At 40.2% G+C, this 24,463-nt stretch carries 18 protein-coding genes and 1 pseudogene; 5 read left to right on the forward strand and 14 right to left on the reverse strand.

What is annotated here, in order from left to right; genetic code table 11:
- Positions 1-26: 26 nt before the first annotated feature.
- The 3 genes from ACW0TQ_RS02730 to ACW0TQ_RS02740 are packed head-to-tail and all read right to left on the reverse strand — an operon-like array spanning position 27 to position 2,889.
- Entirely contained in the window at positions 27-842 is an 816-nt protein-coding gene (locus ACW0TQ_RS02730; protein WP_042531606.1) for a carbohydrate ABC transporter permease, read from the reverse strand.
- Complete coding sequence (locus ACW0TQ_RS02735; protein WP_084613020.1) at positions 839-1,768, reverse strand: carbohydrate ABC transporter permease; 930 nt, start codon at positions 1,766-1,768, stop codon at positions 839-841. Before ACW0TQ_RS02735 ends, ACW0TQ_RS02730 begins: the two co-directional genes overlap by 4 nt.
- Before the next feature lie 5 nt (positions 1,769-1,773).
- Positions 1,774-2,889 (reverse strand): ABC transporter ATP-binding protein, encoded by a 1,116-nt coding sequence (locus tag ACW0TQ_RS02740; RefSeq protein WP_212929436.1) that lies wholly within the window; start codon positions 2,887-2,889, stop codon positions 1,774-1,776.
- A 377-nt stretch (positions 2,890-3,266) separates the two neighbouring features.
- On the opposite strand from ACW0TQ_RS02740, the gene ACW0TQ_RS02745 reads away from it, so the two are divergent.
- From ACW0TQ_RS02745 to ACW0TQ_RS02755, 3 genes are all read left to right on the forward strand, one after another.
- Positions 3,267-3,740 (forward strand): DUF1307 domain-containing protein, encoded by a 474-nt coding sequence (locus ACW0TQ_RS02745; RefSeq protein ID WP_212929435.1) that lies wholly within the window; start codon positions 3,267-3,269, stop codon positions 3,738-3,740.
- A 106-nt stretch (positions 3,741-3,846) separates the two neighbouring features.
- Entirely contained in the window at positions 3,847-4,323 is a 477-nt protein-coding gene (locus ACW0TQ_RS02750) for a DUF1307 domain-containing protein (protein ID WP_212929547.1), read from the forward strand.
- A gap of 540 nt (positions 4,324-4,863) precedes the next feature.
- Entirely contained in the window at positions 4,864-5,325 is a 462-nt protein-coding gene (locus tag ACW0TQ_RS02755; protein WP_042531596.1) for a DUF1307 domain-containing protein, read from the forward strand.
- A gap of 62 nt (positions 5,326-5,387) precedes the next feature.
- Here ACW0TQ_RS02755 and ACW0TQ_RS02760 read toward each other — a convergent pair whose 3' ends face one another.
- From ACW0TQ_RS02760 to mmuM, 10 genes are all read right to left on the reverse strand, one after another.
- On the reverse strand, positions 5,388-7,217 hold the full coding sequence (locus ACW0TQ_RS02760; protein ID WP_042531593.1) for a glycoside hydrolase family 13 protein: 1,830 nt from the start codon (positions 7,215-7,217) through the stop codon (positions 5,388-5,390).
- A gap of 4 nt (positions 7,218-7,221) precedes the next feature.
- The gene (locus ACW0TQ_RS02765) at positions 7,222-9,642 is read right to left on the reverse strand and encodes a glycogen/starch/alpha-glucan phosphorylase (RefSeq protein ID WP_212929549.1); all 2,421 of its coding nucleotides are present in this window, start codon (positions 9,640-9,642) and stop codon (positions 7,222-7,224) included.
- A gap of 200 nt (positions 9,643-9,842) precedes the next feature.
- A complete protein-coding gene (gene glgA / locus ACW0TQ_RS02770) occupies positions 9,843-11,273 on the reverse strand; it encodes a glycogen synthase GlgA (RefSeq protein ID WP_042531589.1) in 1,431 nt (476 codons plus the stop codon).
- A gap of 10 nt (positions 11,274-11,283) precedes the next feature.
- Complete coding sequence (glgD, locus tag ACW0TQ_RS02775) at positions 11,284-12,456, reverse strand: glucose-1-phosphate adenylyltransferase subunit GlgD (RefSeq protein ID WP_042531586.1); 1,173 nt, start codon at positions 12,454-12,456, stop codon at positions 11,284-11,286.
- A complete protein-coding gene (locus ACW0TQ_RS02780; RefSeq protein ID WP_455725309.1) occupies positions 12,446-13,588 on the reverse strand; it encodes a glucose-1-phosphate adenylyltransferase in 1,143 nt (380 codons plus the stop codon). Before ACW0TQ_RS02780 ends, glgD begins: the two co-directional genes overlap by 11 nt.
- 150 nt (positions 13,589-13,738) lie before the next feature.
- Positions 13,739-15,667, reverse strand: a complete 1,929-nt coding sequence (gene glgB, locus ACW0TQ_RS02785; protein ID WP_455725310.1) for a 1,4-alpha-glucan branching protein GlgB — start codon at positions 15,665-15,667, stop codon at positions 13,739-13,741.
- Between the two features lie 124 nt (positions 15,668-15,791).
- Positions 15,792-17,525: a phospho-sugar mutase gene (locus ACW0TQ_RS02790; protein ID WP_341172470.1), complete on the reverse strand. Its 1,734-nt coding sequence runs from the start codon at positions 17,523-17,525 to the stop codon at positions 15,792-15,794.
- A 943-nt stretch (positions 17,526-18,468) separates the two neighbouring features.
- Complete coding sequence (locus ACW0TQ_RS02795) at positions 18,469-19,680, reverse strand: MFS transporter (protein ID WP_042531578.1); 1,212 nt, start codon at positions 19,678-19,680, stop codon at positions 18,469-18,471.
- Positions 19,673-20,104, reverse strand: coding sequence for a MarR family winged helix-turn-helix transcriptional regulator (locus ACW0TQ_RS02800; RefSeq protein ID WP_193062778.1), 432 nt, complete (start codon positions 20,102-20,104; stop codon positions 19,673-19,675). Before ACW0TQ_RS02800 ends, ACW0TQ_RS02795 begins: the two co-directional genes overlap by 8 nt.
- 166 nt (positions 20,105-20,270) lie before the next feature.
- Positions 20,271-21,215 carry a homocysteine S-methyltransferase gene (gene mmuM, locus ACW0TQ_RS02805; RefSeq protein ID WP_042531574.1) on the reverse strand — a complete coding sequence of 315 codons (945 nt, stop codon included), beginning with the start codon at positions 21,213-21,215 and terminating at the stop codon, positions 20,271-20,273.
- Positions 21,216-21,384: 169 nt separating this feature from the next.
- Here mmuM and gpmA point away from each other — a divergent pair, with 169 nt between their 5' ends.
- Positions 21,385-22,080: a 2,3-diphosphoglycerate-dependent phosphoglycerate mutase gene (gene gpmA / locus ACW0TQ_RS02810; protein ID WP_042531572.1), complete on the forward strand. Its 696-nt coding sequence runs from the start codon at positions 21,385-21,387 to the stop codon at positions 22,078-22,080.
- Between the two features lie 519 nt (positions 22,081-22,599).
- Here gpmA and ACW0TQ_RS02815 read toward each other — a convergent pair.
- Positions 22,600-23,154 (reverse strand): annotated as a pseudogene (locus ACW0TQ_RS02815) (N-acetylmuramoyl-L-alanine amidase family protein); the annotation flags it as partial.
- A gap of 248 nt (positions 23,155-23,402) precedes the next feature.
- Here ACW0TQ_RS02815 and ACW0TQ_RS02820 point away from each other — a divergent pair.
- Positions 23,403-24,461 (forward strand): ABC transporter substrate-binding protein, encoded by a 1,059-nt coding sequence (locus ACW0TQ_RS02820; RefSeq protein ID WP_042531570.1) that lies wholly within the window; start codon positions 23,403-23,405, stop codon positions 24,459-24,461.
- Positions 24,462-24,463: the final 2 nt, after the last annotated feature.

Consider the following 24,463-nt stretch of genomic DNA (forward strand, 5'->3'; position numbering starts at 1 on the left):
AAACGACTCCTTTTTCACATTCTTTTTTATTTTAGCGCTCCCTCTGTTAAACCACGCTGCAACTTCTTCTGTCCTAAAAATAATAAAATCAATGTTGGAATAATGACAATGACCGCTCCCGCCATAATCACTCCCCAATCGTTCATCTGCTCTTGTGATTGTAATTGGCGCAGACCAATCTGTACGGTTCTGACATTATCATTGGTTGTAGCTAACAGCGGCCACAGATACATATTCCAGGACGTTAAAAAGCCATACACGCCTAAGGTGATCAGGCTTGTTTTCGCTACCGGCAGGACCACTTTCAAATAAAACTTCACATCTCCCATACCGGCAATCTGACTTGCTTCGCGCAGTTCCTTAGGAATTTGTTTGAAATTCTGCCGTAACAAGAATGTTCCAAAAGCCATCGCAAAGAATGGAATCGTCAGTCCGGTATATTGATCAATCCAGCCAAGGTCGCGAATCGTATGGAAGTTTGGAATAATCGAAGCTTCAAATGGCACCATCATCGTTGCGATAAAAAGATAAAACAAGAAATCCCGGCCTTTAAATTCTAAAAAAACAAAGGCGTACGCTGCTAAGCTGGCTAAAATCAGCTGGCCAATCATGATGGCAATCGAAACTAAAAAGCTGTTGATGACATAATGCAGCAGCGGAAATTGTTCAAATGCCCGACGATAGTTATCGAGTGAAAAAGCAGAAGGCAAGCTTCCCGTCATAATATCCTGATTTGTCATAAAGCTCATGACAACAGCCATCATCGTCGGTGTGAAAACAAGAAATGCTGCAGCAATCAATAAAAGATAGGTTACAATTTTTCGTCCGAAAGGAATTCTCATTGATAATGAACCTTCCTTTCTCCCAATTTAAATTGGATGATTGTCATTAATAGAATGATAATAAACAAAATGATTGCCTGCGCACTCGCCGAGCCAAATTGATAGTTAGTAAAGGCTTCCCGGTAAATCGAGTAGACCATTAAATTGGTTGCATTTTGCGGACCGCCCTGCGTTAAAATATCCACCTGCCCAAACGTTTGAAAGGCATTGATAATTGTTACCGTCACAACAAAGAACAGGGTTGGTGACAGCATGGGAATCGTAATCCTTCTTAATTTATAAAAATACCCTGCACCATCCACATCCGCACTTTCATAAAGATATTTATCAATCGATTGTAATCCGCCCAGCAATATCAAAAAGGTAAAACCGATATTCATCCATATGGTTGTCACAGCTACCGCAATCAGTGCCCAGGAAGGGTCTGTCAGCCAGCCAACCTTCTCCAGCCCAAAGGTGTCCATGATAATATTTAAAAAGCCGATTGTCGGATGAAATAAGTACAGCCAGAATACAGATGCCGCGGCTACGGAGATTCCCATGGTAGAGGAAAATATCGTCCGAAAGAAGCCAATCCCTTTTAATTTTTCATTTGCAATAATAGCTAGAAATAAACTGATCACAATGGTCAGCGGCACTGTATAAAGAACAAATAGAAACGTCGATTTGATGCTTTGCTGAAAAATAGTTGATTGAAATAATGTCACGAAGTTATCCCATCCTACAAATACCGTTGTGGCCCCGCTCGCATCAGTAAGGAAAAAGCTTAAATAAATCGTCCGGAGCAAAGGATAGAATAAAAATACAGAAAAAAGAGCAATGGATGGCAATAGAAATAGGATACCTTTGATAAATTGCTTGTAACGCTGTTTCCGCTTCGTCCGCACAAATAAAGCTTGGTCCTCTTGTGTAATGACCGCAGTCATATTCGTCATATCGCCTGAACCTCCCCATGCCCGCTGAAGGAAGCTGGACGAATTAATGCTTCCGTCTGTGCATCAAAAAAACTCAGGTGCTCTGTCGATATATACACCTCCAGCTGGTTACCTGCTGTGATATCCCATTGCCCCGGCCATTTTGCTGTCCATAATTCGCCGCCGACATCCAAAGCGAGCGATGTCTCATTCCCTAACTGCTCTACATGAATCACTTCTAAAGAATGCGTTGCTTCCTGATGGATTGCCGGCTGGATATGCTCCGGTCTTATTCCTGCGATGATGTTTTTATGTACCTGAAACGCCTTCTGCATCCTGGCATCTGCCGAAAAGGACAGTGTCTTGTTCACAAGAAAATTCGAGACATCCTTTATTTCCGTTTTTCCCATATTCATTTTGGGAGAACCGATAAAAGAAGCGACAAATAAATTGGCCGGTTCATTATATAATGTAATTGGTTTACCTACCTGTTGGATTTCTCCATCATTTAAAACCATAATCCGGTCTCCCATCGTCATCGCTTCGACCTGATCATGTGTTACATAAATCAAGGTTAAGCCTAATTGCTTCTGCAGCCTTCTAATTTCCACACGCATCTGCGCACGCAATTTAGCGTCTAAATTAGATAGCGGCTCATCCATTAAACAAAGCGGCGCTTCACTGACAACCGACCTGGCCAAAGCAACTCGCTGTCGCTGTCCTCCTGAAAGCTGACGCGGCTTCCTGTCTAAAAGCTCCGATAATCCCATCATTTCTGCTGTTTCCTTCAGCCTTTTCTGCTGTTCCGCTTTAGAAACCTTTTTCGCCTTCAAACCAAACAGGATATTTTGTTCGACCGATAAATGCGGATATAAAGCATAATTTTGAAAAACCATCGAAAGATTTCTGTCTTTCGGCTGCAGGTGATTGACTACTTTTTCATTCATTTTCAATACGCCGTCTGTAATATCCTCCAGTCCGGCAATCATCCGCAGCAAGGTACTTTTCCCAGATCCGGAGGGCCCTACCAATACAAAGAATTCCCCCTTCTCGATTGTTAAGTTGATTTGCTCTAATATGTTATTTCCCGCATGATACGACTTCGTGATATCTTTTAACTCGATATAACTCATTCTTTTCCTCCCTTCATTCAAGTACATTAAAACATATCTTTTTCATGAAATCGGGAAATTTACCAAACCAATACCAATACTTCATTTTTCATTAAAGGAACTTACAATAGCTTAATAAAACGAACCTCCTTTGACGGAAGTTTCACTGAAAATAGTTCATGATAAAGTAAAGCTTATCCCAGCCTCTAAACCGCTAAATCCAGTAATATCCAAAATAAACCAAATTTCATAATGAACATCCAAAAAAAGCAAATAAAACCTACTTCAAGCGCAGGATAATAGTCTAATTCTTTATTTTTTATCCAATTTGCTTTGACTTTGACTGTTTAATTCGGTACGCTAATTTTACAAATAAATAGATTGGGGCAAATTTCATAATGAAAAAAAGAATTTTTAGAATTACCGGATTATTATTTTTATTTATTGCTATAGCTGGACTAATGGCTTGCGGGAAAGAAGAAACAGTAACACTTCAAGGGGAACAAATGGGAATGACCATGGAAGTAACCATGGATGCAAAAGATGATGAAATGACAAAACAAACGGTTAAAGCTAACATTCCTTATTCTATGGTAGGTGCCGCTTCACAGGAAGAAGCAGAATCGATGGATGAGCTTTTCCGTTCAGAATTTGAACCATTTGAGGATATCGATGGCATCGAATTTGATTTGGATTATGGTGAAGAAGAATTAACTCAAACAATTTCTGTTGATTTAACTGTTGCCGATATTGAAGAAATCAACAGTATTCCTGGCGCTAGTTTCCCAGACACTGGAGACGATGAGTATATTAGTCTGGAAGAAACAGTGAGCGATTTTGAAGAGCAAGGATTTGAAGTAGTAGAAGAATAGTTTGAGAGTAAAACCGTACCCGGAGGTACGGTTTTCGTTTGACTTTAATCGTTTAATTCGGTACGATGGCAACTGTATTAAAAAATGGATAGGAGCAATGACACAGATGAAAAAGAAAAATTTCAGAATTACTGGACTATTAGTTTTATTGATTGCTATTTTTGGATTGGCAGCATGCGGATCTAACGAAACGGTAACGCTTCAAGGAGAAGAAATGGGGCAGCAGCAGAAAATTACATTAGAGGCAAAGGGCGATGAAGTTCAATCCATGGCAGCTGAAATGACCATACCATATGCCTTAATCGGAGTCGAGTCAAAGGAAGAAGCAGAGTCTATGGATGAGATGCTTCAATCCGAATTTGAGGATGCAAATGAAGCAGATGGTGTAGAGGTTGAACTTACTTATGAAGAAGAAGAAATTGTGGTAGCCATCAATATCGATCTGACAACAGCTGGCCCAGAAGAACTGAACACGCTAGGCTTCGGTATCGATGAAGATGCTTTTGATGAGGAAGATTTAAGCTTAGAAAAAATGGTCAGCGAATTGGAAGATAACGGTTTAGAAGTAGTAGAAGAAGAATAGGAAGAAAGTAAAGCCGTATCTGAGCGCAGATACGGCTTTATTTTTATCTTTCCACTATTTTTACTAGTCTATTATTCACGAATTTCGATTTTGACTTTCCTATTCTAATTCGATACGATTAGCTTAATTACTCAACTTTCGCACCTAAGAATAAGCAAATATATCTTATATTCCAAGATGAACATGTTCTTCATTACCATGCTTGCATTTTGGTGAGGTGTTTTCCATGTACAGAATATCCTACTAGCGGAGGAAAAACACAGAGACTCCTATGGGAAAGCGCAATGTTCTTCGGTGGGGCGAGTAATCGCAGTCCCAGTGGGAAGATCCCGCAGAAAAAAGCGAACTTCTTTTTTTGAGGAGGCTGAGCGCAAGCCCATGGAAAGCGTAGTGTTTTTCCGCAGCGGTGCTTTACACTTCACCTTCTGTTCTTTGTCAGGGGTGTTATCGAAGGAACGATTGACTCCTGTTTCTATAGAGATAAAGTTACTTTTAATGTGCGAAAGTTGAGTTAATTACATAAGAATAGGAGAAACAAAGATGATACAGAATAATAACTTTAAAATGACCGGTTTTTTCGTCTTGTTGATTTCCTTTCTCACCTTGGCTGCCTGCAGCTCCGAACAGGAAACCGTAACATATAAATTAGAGGAAGACAATAATTCGATCGAAACAACCTTTGTAGCTGATGATGGAGAAATCATTGAACAATCCAGTCAGAGCATCACCTCTTATGATAGTATCCGAGGCATTGAATCAAAAGAGGATGCAGAGGCGCTTCTTGTCCCTTCTGCTGAACCATTACAAGGGATTGAGGGGCTGGAATATAGCCTCGCTTTTGAAGAAGATCATTTCACTGAAACAATTACCATTGATTTCGCCGTGGTAGATATTTCAGAGCTGCCGGGGCTTGATGAACTGCTAGAAAATGAAGAAGGGAATTTAAATTTGGATGATGCGGTAGAAACCTTGGAAGAACAAGGCTTTGAAAAGGTAGATTAATAACTTTAAAAGCAGGCTGTATCGAGATGAATCGAGACAGCCTGCTTTTATTAAATACACAACTATATTTTTCCTGTTACAAAGAAATCACTTTTTCCGTCTATCGTGACATCCTTCAAAATACCCTTTATCACTTCCTCGGTTAATGGTACTTTCCGCAAGAAATGAAGCTTATCAGCATGACAGGTCTTTTCTTCATCATGCGGATTAATCATATAAATGGTATATTCCTCATCTGTAAAACGAAGCATTCCTAACATATCATCGGTATGAAAAAGAACAAAATCACCGTATTTTAACGTACTGTTTTGTTTTCTTTCCGTAATCCACCTTTGACAATGCTTGAAAATATCCTGGTCGATATCCTCCCATGGGAAGAATTTACGGTTATCGGGGTCCTGTTCTCCTGTCACACCAGCTTCATCCCCATAATAAATACAAGGAATTCCCGGAGCAATCAATAAAAAGCTCAGCGCAAGCTTCAGCCTTGCCTTATCCTCTCCAAGAAATGTATAGATTCGTTTCGTATCATGTGTCCCGATATTATTTAAATTATTAAAAAGAATATCTTTGGGATAATTTTCGTGAAGCTGCGTTAATCGCTGACAGAGCTCTTTTGGCGTTTTTTCTAATTGCAGCAGATCTAAGACCGTGTTTCGGAACGGATAGTTCATTACACCATGCAAATGATTTCCCAGGATATATTGCCTGCGTTCGTCATAAGAAATCTTATTTGATGCGTCCTCCCAAACCTCGCCAATCAGCACTTTTTCTGGATATTGTTCCAGCTTATGACGGATGCCGGCAATAAATTCATCCGGGAGCTCATCAGCTACATCTAAACGCCATCCATCTACACCCAGTTTGCTCCATTTATCAATTACACTGCCGTCATCCTGATAAATATAATCTTGAAATTCTTTATTAAACTTATCCACTTCCGGCAGGTCATCAATCCCCCACCACGACGCATACTTATTCGGATAGTCAGTGAATGTAAACCAGGGATAATACGGACTCTCTTGATTTCGGCAGGCTCCCTCATCCTCTCCATACGTACCATCATAGTTGAAATAAATGCTATTTCTTCCTACATGGCTGAATACGCCGTCCAAAATGACATGAATGCCTTCCGCATGCAACTTTTCTATGATTTCTTTAAATAGCTTCTCATCACCGAGCATTGGATCGATTTTCATATAATCTGCCGTATCATAACGGTGATTACTTGCTGCTTGGAAAATGGGATTCAGATATATGGCATTGATTCCTAAATCCTTCAGGTAAGGTATCTTTTGCCGGATTCCTTCTAAATTCCCGCCGTAAAAATCCCAACGGAGAATCTCTCCTTTTTGACCGCGCACATACAGCGGTGTATCACGCGTATCCCCATATAGGAAACTATTCCGCTTTGGCGCATTTACTTGCCCGTCTGGATTGCCATTATAAAAGCGGTCAGGAAAAATCTGATAAAAAACAGCCTCCCGATACCAATCCGGTGTATTTTCTTCTTTTTCAAAGCAGGTCAGCTGGTAAGGAATCACCTCATGCAGATTATGATACAGTTTCCCTTCCCCTTTAACAGATGACGCACCCCAAAAAGCAGACATTTCCTCCCCTTTATCATCCTTCCACTTCACAGCAAAATAGTAAAAATAGAGACCCTTTCCTTCATGAGGCGCATAGCTATAAGAGAAACGATTATCGCCTATACCCTTCATTAAATAAGCTTTTTCATCATGCGCCCCATTTTCTTTTCGAACCATAAATTGTACTTCGCTTCTATGACTTTCATGGACATCCACTTGAAAGGTAATCTTTTCGTTCGGCTGTACCGCTCCAAATGGTTTTTTATAATCGCTTATCCATGAATTATAATAAACATGTGGCATAATACTATCCTTTCTCAGTAACAAATGAATCTTTTGACTCGATTTTCCAAATATCCTCTGCATAACGGCTGACCGTCTCATCAGAGGAGAATCTGCCGGCATTCGCAATATTGATGAGGCTCATTTTCTGCCAGAAGGTTTGATCTCCATAAGCTTTATCAATTTCTTCCTGCGCTTCTACATAAGAATCAAAGTCGCGCAGCAGGAAGTACTCATCATTATATTTTATGAGGGAATCAAAAATTTCACGTCCTTCATAAACAATGTTTGGAATCGTACCATCAATAAATGCATTTAATACACGGCGGATAACGGCATTTTCATCATATAGCCTTTGGGCGGAGTACTCCTGATTCTCATAATATTCATAAACCTCTTTCTCGGTGAGACCGAAGATATAAATATTATCATCGCCGACTGCATCTCTGATTTCAACATTAGCGCCATCCAGCGTCGCAAGTGTAATCGCACCATTCAGCATCAGCTTCATATTACTCGTACCCGAAGCTTCCTTTGATGCAAGGGAAATCTGCTCACTGACGTCTGCTGCGGGGATAATTTTCTCTGCTAGGCTGACATTGTAATTTGGCAGGAAAACAATTTTAATCCGGTCTTTGATATCCGGGTCATTATTAATTAGATTCGCTGTTTCATTAATACATTTAATAATTACTTTGGCATAATGATAGCTTGGCGCTGCCTTTGCCCCGAAAATAAACACACGCTTTTGCATTTCTAAGCTTGGATTTTCTTTTAAATCCTGATACAGCTTAATAATATGCAATAGATTTAACAGCTGACGTTTATAGGCATGCAGTCTTTTAATCTGCACATCAAAAATGGCGTCTGCGGAAACCTCAATATCTGTTGTTTCCAAAATATAATCAGCTAATTTTTGTTTATTTATTTTCTTTGCTTCTGCCAGTTTCTCTAAAACGGCCTGATCCGATTGATAGTTCCTCAGTAATTTCAAATCGCCAGAATCCTGTCTCCATGTCTTTCCAATCGTTTCATCTAACACGTTTGACATCGGTTCATTCACAATTTGTGACCATCTGCGCTGTGCAATTCCATTCGTCTTATTATTAAACCGGTCGGGATAAATAATATAGAAATCATGCAGAACAACTGATTTGAGCAAATCAGAATGCAATTTGGCCACACCATTTGTACTATGGCTGCCAATAATAGATAAGTGCGCCATATGTACCTGCCCGTTACGGATAATCCGCGTACGTTCTACTAAATCATGCGAGTGCAGCTCCTGCATCGTCTGCACATAACGTGCATCGATTTCTTCCATAATTTGATACATCCGCGGCAATGTGCGCTGCATTAAATCAATGGACCATTTCTCTAATGCTTCCGCCATAATGGTATGGTTCGTATAACTCATTACTTTTACAGTAATATCCCAGGCCTGTTCCCAGGACAATTCTTCTTCATCAATCAAAATCCGCATCATCTCCGGCACGCATAAAGCAGGATGTGTATCATTGATATGGATAGAAACATATTCGCTGAGCTTGGAAATCGGTTTTTGAAACCACTTTTTATAATGACGGATAATACTTTGGATGCCTGCTGACACAAAGAAATATTCCTGTGTTAAACGGATTAAGCGTCCCTGCTCATTGGAATCATCCGGATAAAGAACAGCTGTTAAATCCTCCAATTCTCTGCGTCCCTGAATACTTTGGTATTTATCCTCTTCCGAATCAGGAATCTCTACTGCCCAGAGCCGTAGTGTGTTGACAACATTATTTTCATAGCCTACCATCCCGGTATCGTAAGGGACGGCCCGGAGAACTCTTTCATTCTCATACACCGGCTTTAATTTCCCATCGTTTGTCTCTGCTAAATAAACATGCCCGCCGACACGGACATCTACCGCTTTACTTTCTCTGCGAACTTCCCAGATATTCCCGCTCTGCAGCCACTCATCCGGAAGCTCTACCTGGTATCCATCTACGAAGCGTTGTTTAAAAAGCCCATAGTCATACCGGATGCCATTTCCGTTACCTGGAAATCCGCCAGATGCGATCGAATCCATAAAACAGGAAGCCAATCGTCCAAGGCCACCGTTTCCTAATGCCATATCCTTTTCCACTTCTGCCAGATCATCTAAATGAATACCAAGATCCGTTAAAGCCTCTCTTGCAGTGTCCAATATTCCCAGATTCAATAAATTACTTTTCAGCATTCTGCCAGGTAAAAATTCAATGGAAAAATAATAAACCTGTTTTTTATTTTTATCCACATAATACTTCCATGTATCTCTCCATGCATCCGAATAACGTGCTTTTACCAGCGCTCCTAATGTATAGAAAATCTCTTGCTCGCTTGCGTCCTCCAATTCCATTGCATAATTCTCTCTCAGTCTCTGTTTCAATTCTTCTTTGAAAATTTCCTTATCTAAAGCCATGTATTAAGCTCCTTCTCTGCATTATCTAAGTTTAGCTTAAAGTTCTTCTTCCCTGAAAATGTAATTACACACTACATTTTAGGGAAGAAGCTGCTCATCTCACTTAAACCGATGCGTTTATGTTTTGGGCCTATAAGAAGGTGTTCAAAAAACTCAATAACATGCATTATTTCTTGAGCTCTTTGAACACACACCGCTTCCTATAAAATTTCTTTATAAAGCAAATAGTACTGCTCACTGGACGTCTCCCAGCTGAAGTCCTGTACCATTGCAGACTGAATCAGGCTGTCCCATACATCCTTCTCTTCCTGATAGACATGGATTGCTTTTTTCAATGCTTCCATCATGTAGTATGGTGTAAATAAGGAGAAGCCAAACCCTGTCCCTGTTTTTTCAATCGGATTATATGGTTCTACCGTATCTTTCAATCCGCCTATTTCATGAACCACCGGCAACGTGCCATACCGCATGGAAATCAGCTGTGATAATCCACATGGCTCGAATTTTGAAGGCATCAGGAAGATATCCGCGCCGGCATAAATCTTTTGAGCCAGTGTTACATCGAATGTAATGTTCACTGCGCACTTATTTGGATACCATTCAGAAATCAGCTGGAATGGATGCTCTAAGGCTGGATCTCCGGTCCCTAACAGAACAAACTGGACATCATATTGTAATAGATTCTCCAGCTCTTCCAAAACAAGATGAAAACCCTTCTGATGTGTCAGACGGCTGACCACCGCAATGACCGGAACATCCTTCTTCACAGGAAGTCCCATTCGTTCCTGTAATTCTTGCTTACACTCTTTTTTGCCTGATAAGTCAGCGGAAGAATAGGTAGACTTGAGCGCCAGATCTGTTTCCGGATTATTTATCTCATAGTCTATCCCGTTCACAATACCTGACAGCTTTCCCTGCTCCTGTCTGAGAATGCCTTCTAAGCCATTGCCAAATTCAGCAGTCTGGATTTCTCTTGCATAAGAATGGCTGACCGTATTTACTCTGTCTGCATATACAATACCCGACTTCAGAAAATTAATGTCATCTTTGAAGCGAATGGTACCATCATGATATTTTCTGTCGCCGACTCCGAATAAATCAGACAGCACTTCCGGGTGATACCGACCTTGAAACTCAATATTATGAATGGTCAGCACGGTTCGAATGTTTTGATATGCTTCAATCCAATGATATTTTTCTTTTAAGAGAAATGGTACCATTGCTGTATGAAAATCATGTACATGAAGGATATCCGGAATATAATCAACTGCCTCCATCATTTCAATCAGAGCCATCTGAAAGAAAGCAAAGCGTTCCCCATCATCATAAAAACCATATAAATCATCGCGGTCAAAATAGTAGAGATTATCGATAAAATAATAGGTGACATGATCCATTTTTAAACGTTCGATTCCACAAAATTGACTTCTCCAGCCGACGTCTATCGAGAAGGACGTCACATTCTCTAAGTTCTCTCTATATGCAGCCGGCATTTTTTTGTGAAGCGGCAGTACAACTGCCACTTCCACATCTTTTTTTGCTAATTCTTTCGGGAGTGCACCAATAACGTCTCCGAGTCCGCCTGTTTTGAAAAACGGTGCACACTCTGCACTAGCAAATAATAATTTCATATTTTTCCTCCTATCTCTCTATATCGCCAACTGCTACCCCATTCGCAAGGATATCATTGGTTACGTGCTGATATTTTTCAATGACTACCGGATTTTCTCTTGTCCCTATTATTTGTACCCCTGGATCCACAACAACTTCCTTATCCAAGATAGCGTTTTGCACCCTGGCTCCGGCACATATTTTTGCACTTGGCATAATGATTGAATCGATGATTTCTGTCCCTTTATCTATCACTGTTCCACGAGAAATAGAGGATCCTTCTACTTTTCCTTCAATGATACATCCTGTTGCAAATTGGCTGTTATTCACCTCAGAAGACTCTGAGTAATAGGTTGGAACTTCATTTTTTAATTTTGTATATATTTTTTGATTAGAATAGAGAAGCGAACTGAATTTTTGCTGGTTCAGCATATCAAGTGATGCATTATAGTATGAATTGATATCAAAAATATTACTTAAATAACCCGTATGCTCGTAGGTAGAGCTTTTTACGGTATGGATTTTTTTACGCAGAAAATCTTGGATATCCGCGGGAGTTCCTTCCTGCTGTCCTTCTTTTAATTCCCGAATCAGCCAATCTGTCTGGACGATATAAATATCCATGCAGAGATTCTCCTGCTCGGATGTCTGCAAATGCTCCATATATGGGCGCACTTCGGTAATTTGGCCATTATCTGTCAGAGATAATACAGCATCTGTCTGGCATATTTTTTCAGATTCTACCTTTTTATAAACTACCGTCATTTCATTGTTTTGCTGCTGGTGAATTTTTAAAACAGCTCGCAAGTCGATATTACAAATCATTTTACTGCTCATATAAACCGTATACTCTGATTTTGATTTTTCAAGATAGTCGATCAGCGGACGATAATAGCTTTGGTTATGTGCTTTTAATTTCAAAAAGTCTTGATAGAGGTGGATAAAGAAACGATTATGCACGCCGTCTAAATTCCATTCTTTCCCTCCGCCGATATGATCAAATACAGATTGTGTTTCTCCTTCATTAAAAATCATATAAACCGTATTTATATTCGCATTGACAATGCTGGAAAGCGGAAAATCAATCAGTCTGTATTTACAAGCAAACGGCAAGGTTGCCAGTGGTCTCTCATTTGTTAATGGAAGTAAAGCATTATAGCGTTGAATATTCCCTAAAACCGCACAAATTTTATTAGCCCTCATCCATCGTCACTCCAATCACTTCAGAATAGCCTACTACGCCGACCTCTTCCGTTCCGTCAATTACTGTATTGTCACCCACGACCGCGCCTTCTCCAATAATTGCCCGATGGATGGTTACGTCCCTGCCGATACTTGCTCCCGGCATAATAAAACTATCCGTTATTTTCGAGCCTTCTTTTACCTGCACATCATTCGATAGAATACTATTTTCAATCTGCCCAGCTACATAGCATCCATCAACGATTAGAGAGTCTGTCACCGAAGCGGTATCTGTTAAAAAGTTTGGCGGTGAAATTGTATTTCTGGAATAGACACGCCATGATTTATCCCGGATATCCAGATTCATTTCAGGATTAATAAATTCCATGTTTGCTTCCCAGAGCGAATCAATGGTTCCAACATCCTTCCAATATCCAGCAAATCGGTAGACAAATACATTCTCCCCGCCTTCTAAATAAGAGGGTATAACGTGCTTGCCAAAATCCAGCATATGGTCATCTTTGGAATAGCTGCTGAACAGCACCTCCCGTAACCGGCTCCAGTCAAAAATGTAAATTCCCATCGAGGCCAGGTTACTTTTAGGATTTTCCGGTTTTTCTTCAAATTCTATAATCCGGTCATTTTCGTCTGTATTCATAATTCCGAAACGAGATGCTTCTTTTTCAGGGACTTCCAGCACGGCAACTGTTAAAGAAGCTTCATTTGCTTTGTGTGTCTCAAGCATCTCTTCATAATCCATCTTATAAATATGGTCTCCTGATAATACAAGTAAATATTCGGGGTTCATCTCATCGATATAAGCAATATTCTGGTAAATCGCATGTGCAGTTCCTTCAAACCATTTACCGCCTTCTGAACCAGCATAAGGCTGAAGAATCGTGACGCCGGAATTAATTCCATCCAGCCCCCAGCTTGTCCCATTGTCTACGTGGTTATTTAAAGCGAGTGGCTGATATTGGGTGACTACACCCACATTTTTAATCCCAGAGTTGGCACAATTACTTAATGTGAAATCAATAATACGATATCTTCCTCCAAAAGGAACAGCTGGTTTAGCGATATTTTTTGTCAGTTTTCCTAATCGCGATCCCTTACCTCCTGCAAGAATCATTGCTAGCATCTCATTTTTCATATATTCGGTGAAAGCAGCCTTTCACCTGTCCCCCTTTCGATTACTTCTTCAAAAATTTACGTTAAAAAGTAAAACCTGGTGTGTTTCTATAATATATTTTTAGAGGATACAAAAAATTCCAATAAAAATGATATTTCCCATGATGAAAAATTACTTAGCAGATGGACGTTTTCTTGGTATTTTTATTTTATCAGGCTGTAAGATCAACGCTCCCAATGCCGGTACAACCGTTTTAATACGATAAGGATATTCCTTAAAAGGAACTTCCTCCGTTAATTGGTCAGGATTATGCTCTTTCCACGTCCCGCCGAATTCTTGCATTTCTGTATTCCAAATTTCCTTGTAGCTCCCTTGGTATGGAACACCAATCGGAAAATCCTGACGCTCTACAGGGGTCATATTTAAAATAATAATCAGAAAATCCTTTTTCTTCTTACTTTTCCGGATAAAACTAAGAACCGAATCATTTCGATTGTCGGCATCGATAATTGAAATCGTGTCATAGCTTTCCTCCAGTTCCCATAATGCCGGCTGTTCTTTATACAAAGCATTTAAACTAGTAGTAAAATGCTGCATGCTGTTGTTCATTGGATCATCTAAATCACGCCATTCCAATCCTTCATCGTACTTCCACTCTAAGAATTGTCCCCATTCACTTCCCATGAATAAAAGCTTTTTTCCAGGATGAGCAATCATATACGTATATAAATTACGCAATTGCGAAAATTGTTTATACCTGTCTCCCCACATCTTATGCATTAAACTCCTTTTTCCATGTACAACTTCATCATGAGAAAGCGGAAGGATATAGTTTTCCTGCATCATATACATAAAGGAGAAGGTGATTAAGTTAAAATGGTCCTTCCGAAAAGCTGGATCCATTTTATAAAAGTCCAGCACATCATTCATCCAGCCCATGTTCCATTTATAATCAAAGCCCAATGCGCCTGATTCAATTAATCCAGTAATCTGTGTGTCAGATGAACTCTCCTCCGCAATCATAATCACTTCCGGATGAGCCAGCTTGACAACTGCATTCAGCTTTTGCAGGAAGTAGTATCCTTCATAGTTACGATTCCCGCCTTCATGGTTCGGTTCCCAAGGCCCATCGTCATAATCTAAATAAAGCATACTGGAAACCGCATCGACACGTATTCCATCAATATGGTACATTTCTAACCAGAATAGAGCACTGGAGATTAGAAATGATTGTACCTCTGGTTTACCTAAATCGAAATTAACAGAGCCCCAGCGAATATTTGCTGCCCGATCCGGATTCTCATATTCAAATTGAGGTGTGCCGTCATATTTCGGAAGAGCATCATCATTAATACAGCAGTGACCGGGGACCCAGTCCACAAATACTCCTATATTTTCCTTATGACATGCTTCCACAAAATCTTGAAATTCTTCCGGCTTGCCGTAATAAGAGCTTAAAGCAAAATAACCTATCAATTGATATCCCCAAGACGCCCCGAGAGGATGCTCCATTAACGGCATAAATTCAATATGGGTATATCCCATTTTCTTGACATATGGAATTAATTCTTCCTTTAAATCCGCAAAGGAGTAAGGCGTCCCGTCCTCATGATGCTTCCAGGAACTGGCATGTACCTCATAGATATTTATGGGACGCTGAAAGAAATTAGAACGCTTCTTTCTCCCGTACCATAAACCATCCTTCCATTTTTTCTCCGGAACATGATGAATCACAGCTGCATTATCCGGACGCTTCTCAAATGCAATGGCAAATGGATCAATTTTATAAACTACTCTGCCGTCTGCCTGACGCACCTTGTATTTATACAAATCATTCTCGGAAGGCTTGCCGGTGAACACTTCCCAATAGCCATATACTTCATTTTTTTCCATTGGCAAGGATTCGTCCCAGTCATTAAACGTTCCTACCAACCATATCTGCTGTGCATTCGGAGCCCAGACACGGAAGACAAATCCTGTCTCCCTGTCCTGGTCTTCCTGGTGATATCCGAAAACATGCTGACTATAAAAGTTCTCACCCGAGTGAAATCTTTTTATTGCATCTTCTGTTTCCAATTCCAAATACTCATTCGTTTGCATTTCTTCATTCACCACCTATTGAAGTGCGTGTTCAAAAAGCTGCCGATGCTTTCGATTACTCCCCTCATCTAAAGGAGCTGATGATTTTTGAACATCCTCTTGAAGCTTGTCCCTGAAGTGATTTTCAGCTGGTTACATTGGTTATTTCCGAAATAGCTGCTGAAAAGGCTTTGATTTTTTCTTCAGCCGCTTCTTCACTCCCAGCTTTAACACCGATATAAAACTTAATTTTAGGCTCTGTTCCGGAAGGGCGTGCAGCTATCCAGCTTTCGTCTTCCAAGAAATATTTCAATACGTCTGAGGGCGGCGTGTTCAACGCAGTTACGGAACCATCTGCATGTACTTTTTCCTGTAATTTATAATCCTCTGTGCTGACAACCTTTATCCCTCCAAAAGTTATCGGAGATTCTTCACGAAGCTGTCTCATTAAGGAAGCTATTTTCGCCGAACCTTCTAAACCGCTCATGGTAATAGAAATTGTTTTTTCCTGATAATAGCCATATTCCTCAAAAATCGTTTGTAATGCGTCGTAAAGGTTTTCGCCCTTTTGCTTGTAGAAAGCAGCTACTTCGGCAATCAACACCAGCGCCTGAATGGCATCTTTATCTCTGACAAAGGGTTTTACCAGATAACCATAGCTTTCTTCAAAACCAAACAGAAATGTCTGCGAGCCGTCCTCTTGATATGCCTGAATTTTTTCAGCGATAAATTTAAAGCCTGTCAGTACATTAACCATTTTAGTTTGATAATTTTCAGCAATAGCAGTGGAAAGCTCGCTGGAAACAATTGATTTCAATGCCACTGCATTGTCTGGCAGTGTACCATCATCTTTTCGCGCTTTTAAAATATAATCCAGCATCAAGGCTCCAATTTGATTACCGCTGAGAACTCTATAGGTTTCGTCCGGCAGCTTCACAGCAACACCTAAGCGGTCCGCATCCGGGTCTGTTGCCACCAGCAAATCAGCACCGTCTTTTTCCCCCAGGGAAATCGCATATTCAAATGCAGAGTGTTCCTCCGGGTTAGGAGATTTGACAGTCGTAAAATCCGGATCAGCAATACTTTGCTCAGGGACGAAAGAAAATCCTGTAAATCCTGCTTGCTCCAACGCTTTTTCACCAAGCATTTTTCCGGCGCCATGCAGCGGTGTAAAAACAAGCTTTAAATCTTCTCCTTCTTTCGCTACCAGCTCTCTATTAATCGTTACTGTATCTACTTCCTGTAAATAGGCATCATCCACTTCTTTTCCGATAATTGTCAGAAGCCCTTTTTCTTTCGCTTCTTCTTCGGATAATACATCTATTTGCAGCGGATTTTCTACAGAACGGACATATGATGTTAAAGCATCCGCATCTTTCGGCGGCATTTGTCCACCGCTCTCTCCATAAATTTTGTAGCCATTATAATTTGCAGGATTATGGGATGCCGTGATCATAATGCCGGTAAACGTATTTAAGTGTCTCACCGCAAAGGAGAGCTCCGGTGTCGGACGCAATGATTCGAATACATAGGACGGAATCCCGTGGTTTGCGAGTGTTCTTGCCGCTTCTAACGCAAACTCAGGGGACTTATGTCTGGAATCATAGGCAATCGCCACTCCCCTTTTTTTATCCTCTTCTGACTGACTTTCCATAAATCGGGCCAGACCTTCTGTAGCTTGTCTCACCGTATAAATGTTCATCCGATTGATGCCCGGGCCCAATATTCCGCGCATACCCGCAGTTCCAAATTCTAAAGGGTGTGAGAAAGCATCTTCCAATTCTGTTTCATTGTTTAAAAGACTCTCTAATTCTGTTTTTAGTTCTCTATCCAGAGTCTCTTCATTCTTCCATTGTTCATAGGTATCTTGATATGACATAAACATGCCCCCTTCTACATTAAAATCTATGATCTTACTGCCAAGTAACAGTAACTCTATATTCCTGCGCAGACAAATAAAATTGATATAAAAAAACATCGCTGTAACCCATCATTATATATTGCATATATATGGAATGGTTCTATGTTATAAATTGATAACACATGACTGCGATGTTTTTATTTACGTTTATATAATAAATGTCTCTTAAAATATAGTCTATTCTATTGTCTGCTGCTGTTACTTTCACTTTTATTTACGTTCTAGATGAAATAACTAAATTTTCTAAAATCTGATTTTGAAAACCAACTTATCATATAACTAGAATCTATTCATTTTTATATAGCAGTAAGAAGGTTACTTGAGTTCATTATACTATAGATCCTTACATAATTATACATTGAATTTAAGAAAAAGGAGTAAAGTTCATATTTTTATCATAATCCATTGGAATCAATTTACTTTTATTATCTTACATAACAGCAACCGACTTTTATCGTATATTTTCTACAAATTTTCACAGTACACTTAAAACATTTTTCGCCAAAATCTATCGTTGACAAATTCGATGTCATTATGGTTTTTAGCAGCCGTCTCAAAAATACTAGATATTAACTCAACTTTCGCACCTAAGAATAAGCATATATATCTTGCTATTCCAGGGTGAACATGTTCTCCATTACCGTGCTTGCATTTTGGTGAACTATCCGGCCATTTTGAAATTGGTGATGGTGCATAGCTCCGCTCCGGACAACCACTCCGCTTTCCGCCGCAGCGGCGCTTTACACTTCGCCTTCTATATCTTTGTCAAGGGTGTTATCAAAGGAATGATCAACTCCTGTTTCTATGGAAATGAAGTTACTTTTTAATGTGTGAAAGTTGAGATATTAATGTAAAAAACCTTCATTCCAAAAAGAGTCTCTTTTTGGAATGAAGGTTCTTTTTATTTATATGCTAATGCTTGCTTTTGAGCAGAAGCGGCTTTTTTGCCATGTAAAATGGTATACAGCCCTGCTGTTACAAGTACAACCAGGCCTAACACGATATAAAGCGTGCTAAACCCAATGGCTGGCGCAATAAATCCGAGGATATATGGTCCAAAGCCTAATCCTCCATCTAAAAAGATGAAGAAAGTAGATGTTGCCAGCCCCATCCGATGCGGGGGCGTCAGTTTGACTGCAATCGCCTGTGTACAGGATTGCATATTACCAAAACCAAGGCCAATCAATACACCCGCTAATAATAGTGTAAAGCTGCTATGTGCAAACCCTAAAACAATCATACCAATCGTAAACAGGACAAATGCAGGATACATTACAATATTTGACCCTTTTAAATCAATTAAACGGCCAGTAAAAGGACGGGAAAGTAATACAGCAATGGAATAAACAAGGAAGAATACACTTGCTGCGCTTACCAAATCCAGTTCTATCGCATAGGAATTAAGGAAAGACAGCACACTGGAGTAGCAAAGAGCTAAAATCAATGTGATAATTGCAATCGGCACAGCTCTAGGCTCTACAAATTGAGCAATAAAATGCTTTTCTTCCTCTTTTTCTATCTCTTTTTCCGCTTTTGTTTCCTCAATAACCGGGATTTTCACAAAAAAGACTGTAAAGAAACTGATAACACCAATTGCTAAACAGAGCCCAAAAATTCCTTGCATGCTGGTATGCTGACTCATATACAGACCGACAAACGGTCCTAATGCAGTAGATAAGGTCGCACTCATACTATAATAGCCGATTCCCTCTCCCTTGCGTGCTGCCGGAATGATCTGCGCTACAATCGTACCCGTTGCCGTACTTCCAAAACCAAGTCCAATCCCATGAATAAATCGGTTAAAGAGTAAAAAGCCGATACCAAAATTAAAGAAATATAAAGATGTAGCTACAATAAATATAATAACCCCGATAAACAGTGTTTTTTTCTGACCAAATTTTTCAATATAACGACCAATAAACAGGCGTCCAATCAGTGCACCGACAATAAAAATCCCGACTACTAGTCCGGATTGACTTGCAGTTGCATTAAATTCTTCTGCTGCGTATACTCCCATCACAACGACAAGCAGATAAAAAACAAGTGTTAATAAAAAATTAACTGCGGACACAATAATAAAATCTTTTGTCCATAACTTCGATTCACTACTCACTACGAAACCCTTCTTTACTTAAAATATTATCTTGGATTTTCATTAAAAATTGAAAAGCAATTTGCTTCTCTTCTTCTGTCAACCCTTCGGAAATGCTATGCTCTAATGCCGTAATCTCTTCTCTGCATACTTGATAGACACGCTTTCCTTCCGAGGTCAGCTCAATAATTTTTTCTCTGCGGTTGGTACTTGGTACTTCCTTAATCAGGCCAGATTCCTGCAGGCGATGAACCCGCCTGGTAATACCCGGTTTTTCTACTTGATAATAATTGGAAATATCAACGAGCGTTGAAGTACCGCTATCCTTTAAATAAACAATAACCTGCCACAGGGAATAAGAAAGCTGATATTTTTCTAAAAGGTCATTCAAATGTTTCATTAACAACCGGTGTGTACGTATATAATGCCGAAATAATCCTTCCATTTGCTAACCTCCACACATAATTAACAAGAGTAACTATTAACCTAGGTAACTATACATTTTATTACTGAAATTGTCAAGGGGGGATTGGATAAAAAATAATGGCTCTCCTTGTTTGGAAAGCCATTATTTTTGTCCGTTGCTTTTATGATGAAAAGAAGTCTGATTTCTACTGATTTCCCCTCAATATCTTATGGATACCTCTAATATCCTCTGGTCCTGTCCGGCAGCAGCCGCCGATAATTTTCGCTCCTTTTTTAGCCCAATCAGCAGCCGCGGCATCCATATGTACATCGTTATCTCCATTCCATGTTTTCGTTTCCGGATTATAATGTTCGCCAGAATTCGGATAGATGATAATAGGTTTTTGTGTACTGGCATGCAATGCTTGAACGGCATCACTGACAAATTCCGTTGTCACACAGTTTACCCCTACAGCTGCAATCTGGCTGCATGCGTTTAAAACTTCTGCACATTCTTTCAGAGACGTTCCTTCACTTATATGAACCGCATCTCTCAACGAAAACGTCATCCATGCAGAAATATCAGGAAATTCTTTCAGTACATCACAGATAACTCGAGCTTCCTGAAGTGATGGGATGGTTTCCACCGCTAATAAATCCGCTCCCGCTTCCACCAAAGCTTCTATACGCGGCTTGTGAAACTCATATAAAAACGAATCACTTACGCCGTAGTTCCCGATGTACTCTGATCCATCTGCAAGATAAGCACCGTATGGCCCGACAGAACCGGCTATCAATGGGTAGGGACGGAATGCTTCTTTTTTTTCCATCCAGTAATCTTCCCGCGCCTGTTGTGCTAATTCTACTGTTTTTTTCATAAGTGCTCTCGCATCCGCTTCACTTATTCCGCGCTTTTTAAAACCATCTATACTTGCCTGATAGCTTGCTGTGATTGCAATATCTGCCCCCGCCTCAAAATAAGCATAATGAACCTTTCTGATTTTTTCAGGCTCGTCCAGCAAAACACGAGCTGACCACAAGGGATCCTCTAAATCACAATCCAGTTTTTCTAACTCTGTTGCCAATGCACCGTCTAAAATTAATGTATCAAATTGATCCAGCAGCTGTTCAATTGGATTAACTTTTACCATTACCTGCAACCTCCATCTCTCTTTTATTTACTAGCTTATCGTATTCTCTCCTTTCTGCAAATTTTCCCTGTTTTTTTCAGAAATTTTTTAGAAGTTATTCCTTCGCATAATGTGTAAATCCTTCCAAACAGTGGTATGTTATATGTAAAAGGATAGTGAGGGATTATATATGAAGCTTGTACTGATCAGACATGGACAAAGTGAATGGAATTTGGCCAATCTTTTCACTGGATGGACAGATGTGGATTTAACAGATCATGGAGCTGCAGATGCGAAGCATGCAGGTCAAGCATTGAAGCAGCATGGATTCCACTTTGATGTGGCCTATACATCCTATTTAAAAAGAGCCATTAAAACACTGAATTATGTTTTAGAGGAAACAGACAGCCTGTGGGTCCCCGTCCATAAATCATGGAAGCTGAACGAAAGGCATTACGGCGCTTTACAAGGATTAAACAAGCAGGAAGTGGCAGAGAAATACGGAGCCGAGCAGGTGCATATCTGGCGCCGCAGCTTTGATACAGCTCCTCCGCTTTTAGAAAAAGAAGATGAACGTTATCCTGGACATGAGCAAAAATATAAAGAAATACCCGAAGATGAAATCCCTCTCGGTGAAAGTCTGGAAACTACCATCAAACGCGTTATCCCTTACTGGGAGGAAGTAATAAAACCATCTGTAAGAGCAGGGAAAAGTGTTATTATCGCTGCACACGGGAACAGTTTAAGAGGTTTAATGAAATACCTTGAAGATATCAGCGATGAGGATATTGTAAATGTTTCCATCCCTACCGGAGTTCCACTTGTTTATGAATTAGATGACAATTTAGAACCTGTTTCAAAATACTTTATAGATCAGGAAGAATAAAACTTCATTCAGCAGAGACGTTGATTCTCTGCTGAATGAAGTTTTATTTTATAATCTGCGTGCGCTCGTATCTGGTCCAATATAAATATTACGTCTTCCCCGGCCTGTTTGAATCGTCACGACATTTGGATACGGCTCTGCTAAAATCGTATAAGTCAAGCCTCCAAAAGCTGACGGTGTAAGGCTCCAATCACTGTTTTTCTTTACAGGAGTAACATTTAACGGATACGTTCGCCAGGTGGATGCAGATGCTGGCAAATGAACACGTTTGGCTGAGGAACCGGTAGAAGTATTACCAGAATTCCCTCCAGATCGGATGGCATTTAATAGCCGTGTATTCTGTGCAGCTGTTCCCGTATAATTTTGAATACCATAAGAGCCAGCCAGCCTGGCACGATTGGCAAAGCTGGAATCTGTTCCAACGGATTTCAAATAATCTACAATGGAATTCGTTTTGCCTGCACCTGATGAAGCGCCTCCCTGGTTATTACTGGAGCCGCCGGAATTACCGGAAGACCCTGAGCTGCTTTTAGAGGATAATTGAAATATCCTCGCGATTCCTCTTGCATGTCCTAAAGCAATTTGCTCCAAAAATGCATCCGATTTCAATTTTGCTGCATCTGCCGCATGATCGATGAATCCATTTTCTGTTAAAACAGCTGACATTGCCGACTCGCGCAGTACATGAAAATTCGCTTGTTTTCTTCCTCGATTTTGAAAGTTCACCTGCTTCATGACTTCTTCATGCATGATTTGCCGATATCTTCCGGTTACTCCTTGATTAGAAAGACTGGAGTGAATAAAGTCTTCGTACCCAGAACCTCCCCCGGCATTGATATGAATGGAAACAAAATAATCTGCGCCCCACTGGTTCGCATCATTGGTCCGTGCAGTCAATGAAACGGTTCGATCCGACGTACGGCTCATCCGAATTTGATGCCCCTGATAACGATTGTTCAAGATATTTCGTATTTTCAAAGCAATCGCCAGCGTGACATTTTTTTCTTGGAGTCCTTGCCCTACAGCTCCTGTATCACTTCCTCCATGTCCAGGATCCAAGTAAATCTTCGCCATATAGAATTCCTCCCTCCATTTAAGATATAGAAAAAAGAGCTTGCCCGTATGGACGTGCTCCTTACGTGATTTGCTGATTTTTATTACATGGCGATAAATAGAGGCATCTTCCTTCTGTAATTTTCCAAAAATTCGTATAGAATTAAGCACTTATTTGTGCTATTCTATTATCTATATATCAAGCATACATACGGTTTTTCAAAAATTCGGACAAGTGCTGGTACTTAATTATGAAGGGGGAAATATTAATGAGAAAGAAAAAAAGTCTGTTATGGATGGCACTCTTAGCATTGCTAGTTTTGCTTGCTGCCTGTGGAGATAATGCATCTGGTACAAATTCGGATGATGCACAGCAATCGGACTCAGAAGGATTAACTACTGTTGAACTCGGAATGCTAAAACTGACGAGCTCAGCACCACTATTTATTGGAATAGAGCACGGATTATTTGAAGAAGAAGGAATCGATCTTCAAGTAAATTGGTTCGATGCGGCACAGCCAATTGCTGTCGCCGTAACCGGCGGGGATATTGACGTCGGTGCAACGGGAATTACTGCAAGCCTATACAATATGGTTGCGGGCGGAGAGGAATTATTAATCGTAGCTGATAAAGGAAGAGAACAGGAAGGCTATTCCTCCACTGCATTATTAGTACATAATGATTCAGATATCGAATCTGTTGAGGAACTGAAAGGGAAACAAATTGGAATTACTCAAACCGGGTCGACTTACCACTACATGGCCGGGAGATTGCTTGAGGAACACGGTCTGACAACAGATGATGTGGAACTTGTTCCATTAAACAGCATTCCTGGATTAATGGAAACATTGGAAAGTGAACAAGTAGATGCTGTCCTTTTAAATGAACCGAATATTTCGCTTGTGCTGGAAGAAGGCTACGGGAAAGTGATTGAACAAATTGGCGATGCTTTTGACTATCAGACATCCGGAATCTTTTTCTCCAATGCCTTTGCAGAGGATGAGGAAACGGCAGTTAATTTCATGAAAGCTTATGCAAAAGCAACCCAATATTATTATGAGGCTGTTCTTGTCAAAGAAGACGGGGAAATCGTTCCAGGGGAAAATTATGAGGAAGTCATTAATATTATTGCAGAATATACAGATCAAGAGCCGCAATTGATTGAAAGCGGGCTGCCTTATATGGATCGGGACGGCGTACTGCTCTCAGAAGATATCCAAACACAAATCGACTGGTACGCAAAGGAAAACTTAATAGATGCGAATGTCAATGCCGAAGATATCGTAAATACCGAGTTCCTTGAACAAGCTTTAAACGAATTGGAGTAGTG

The organism is Oceanobacillus sp. M60, from assembly GCF_053839645.1.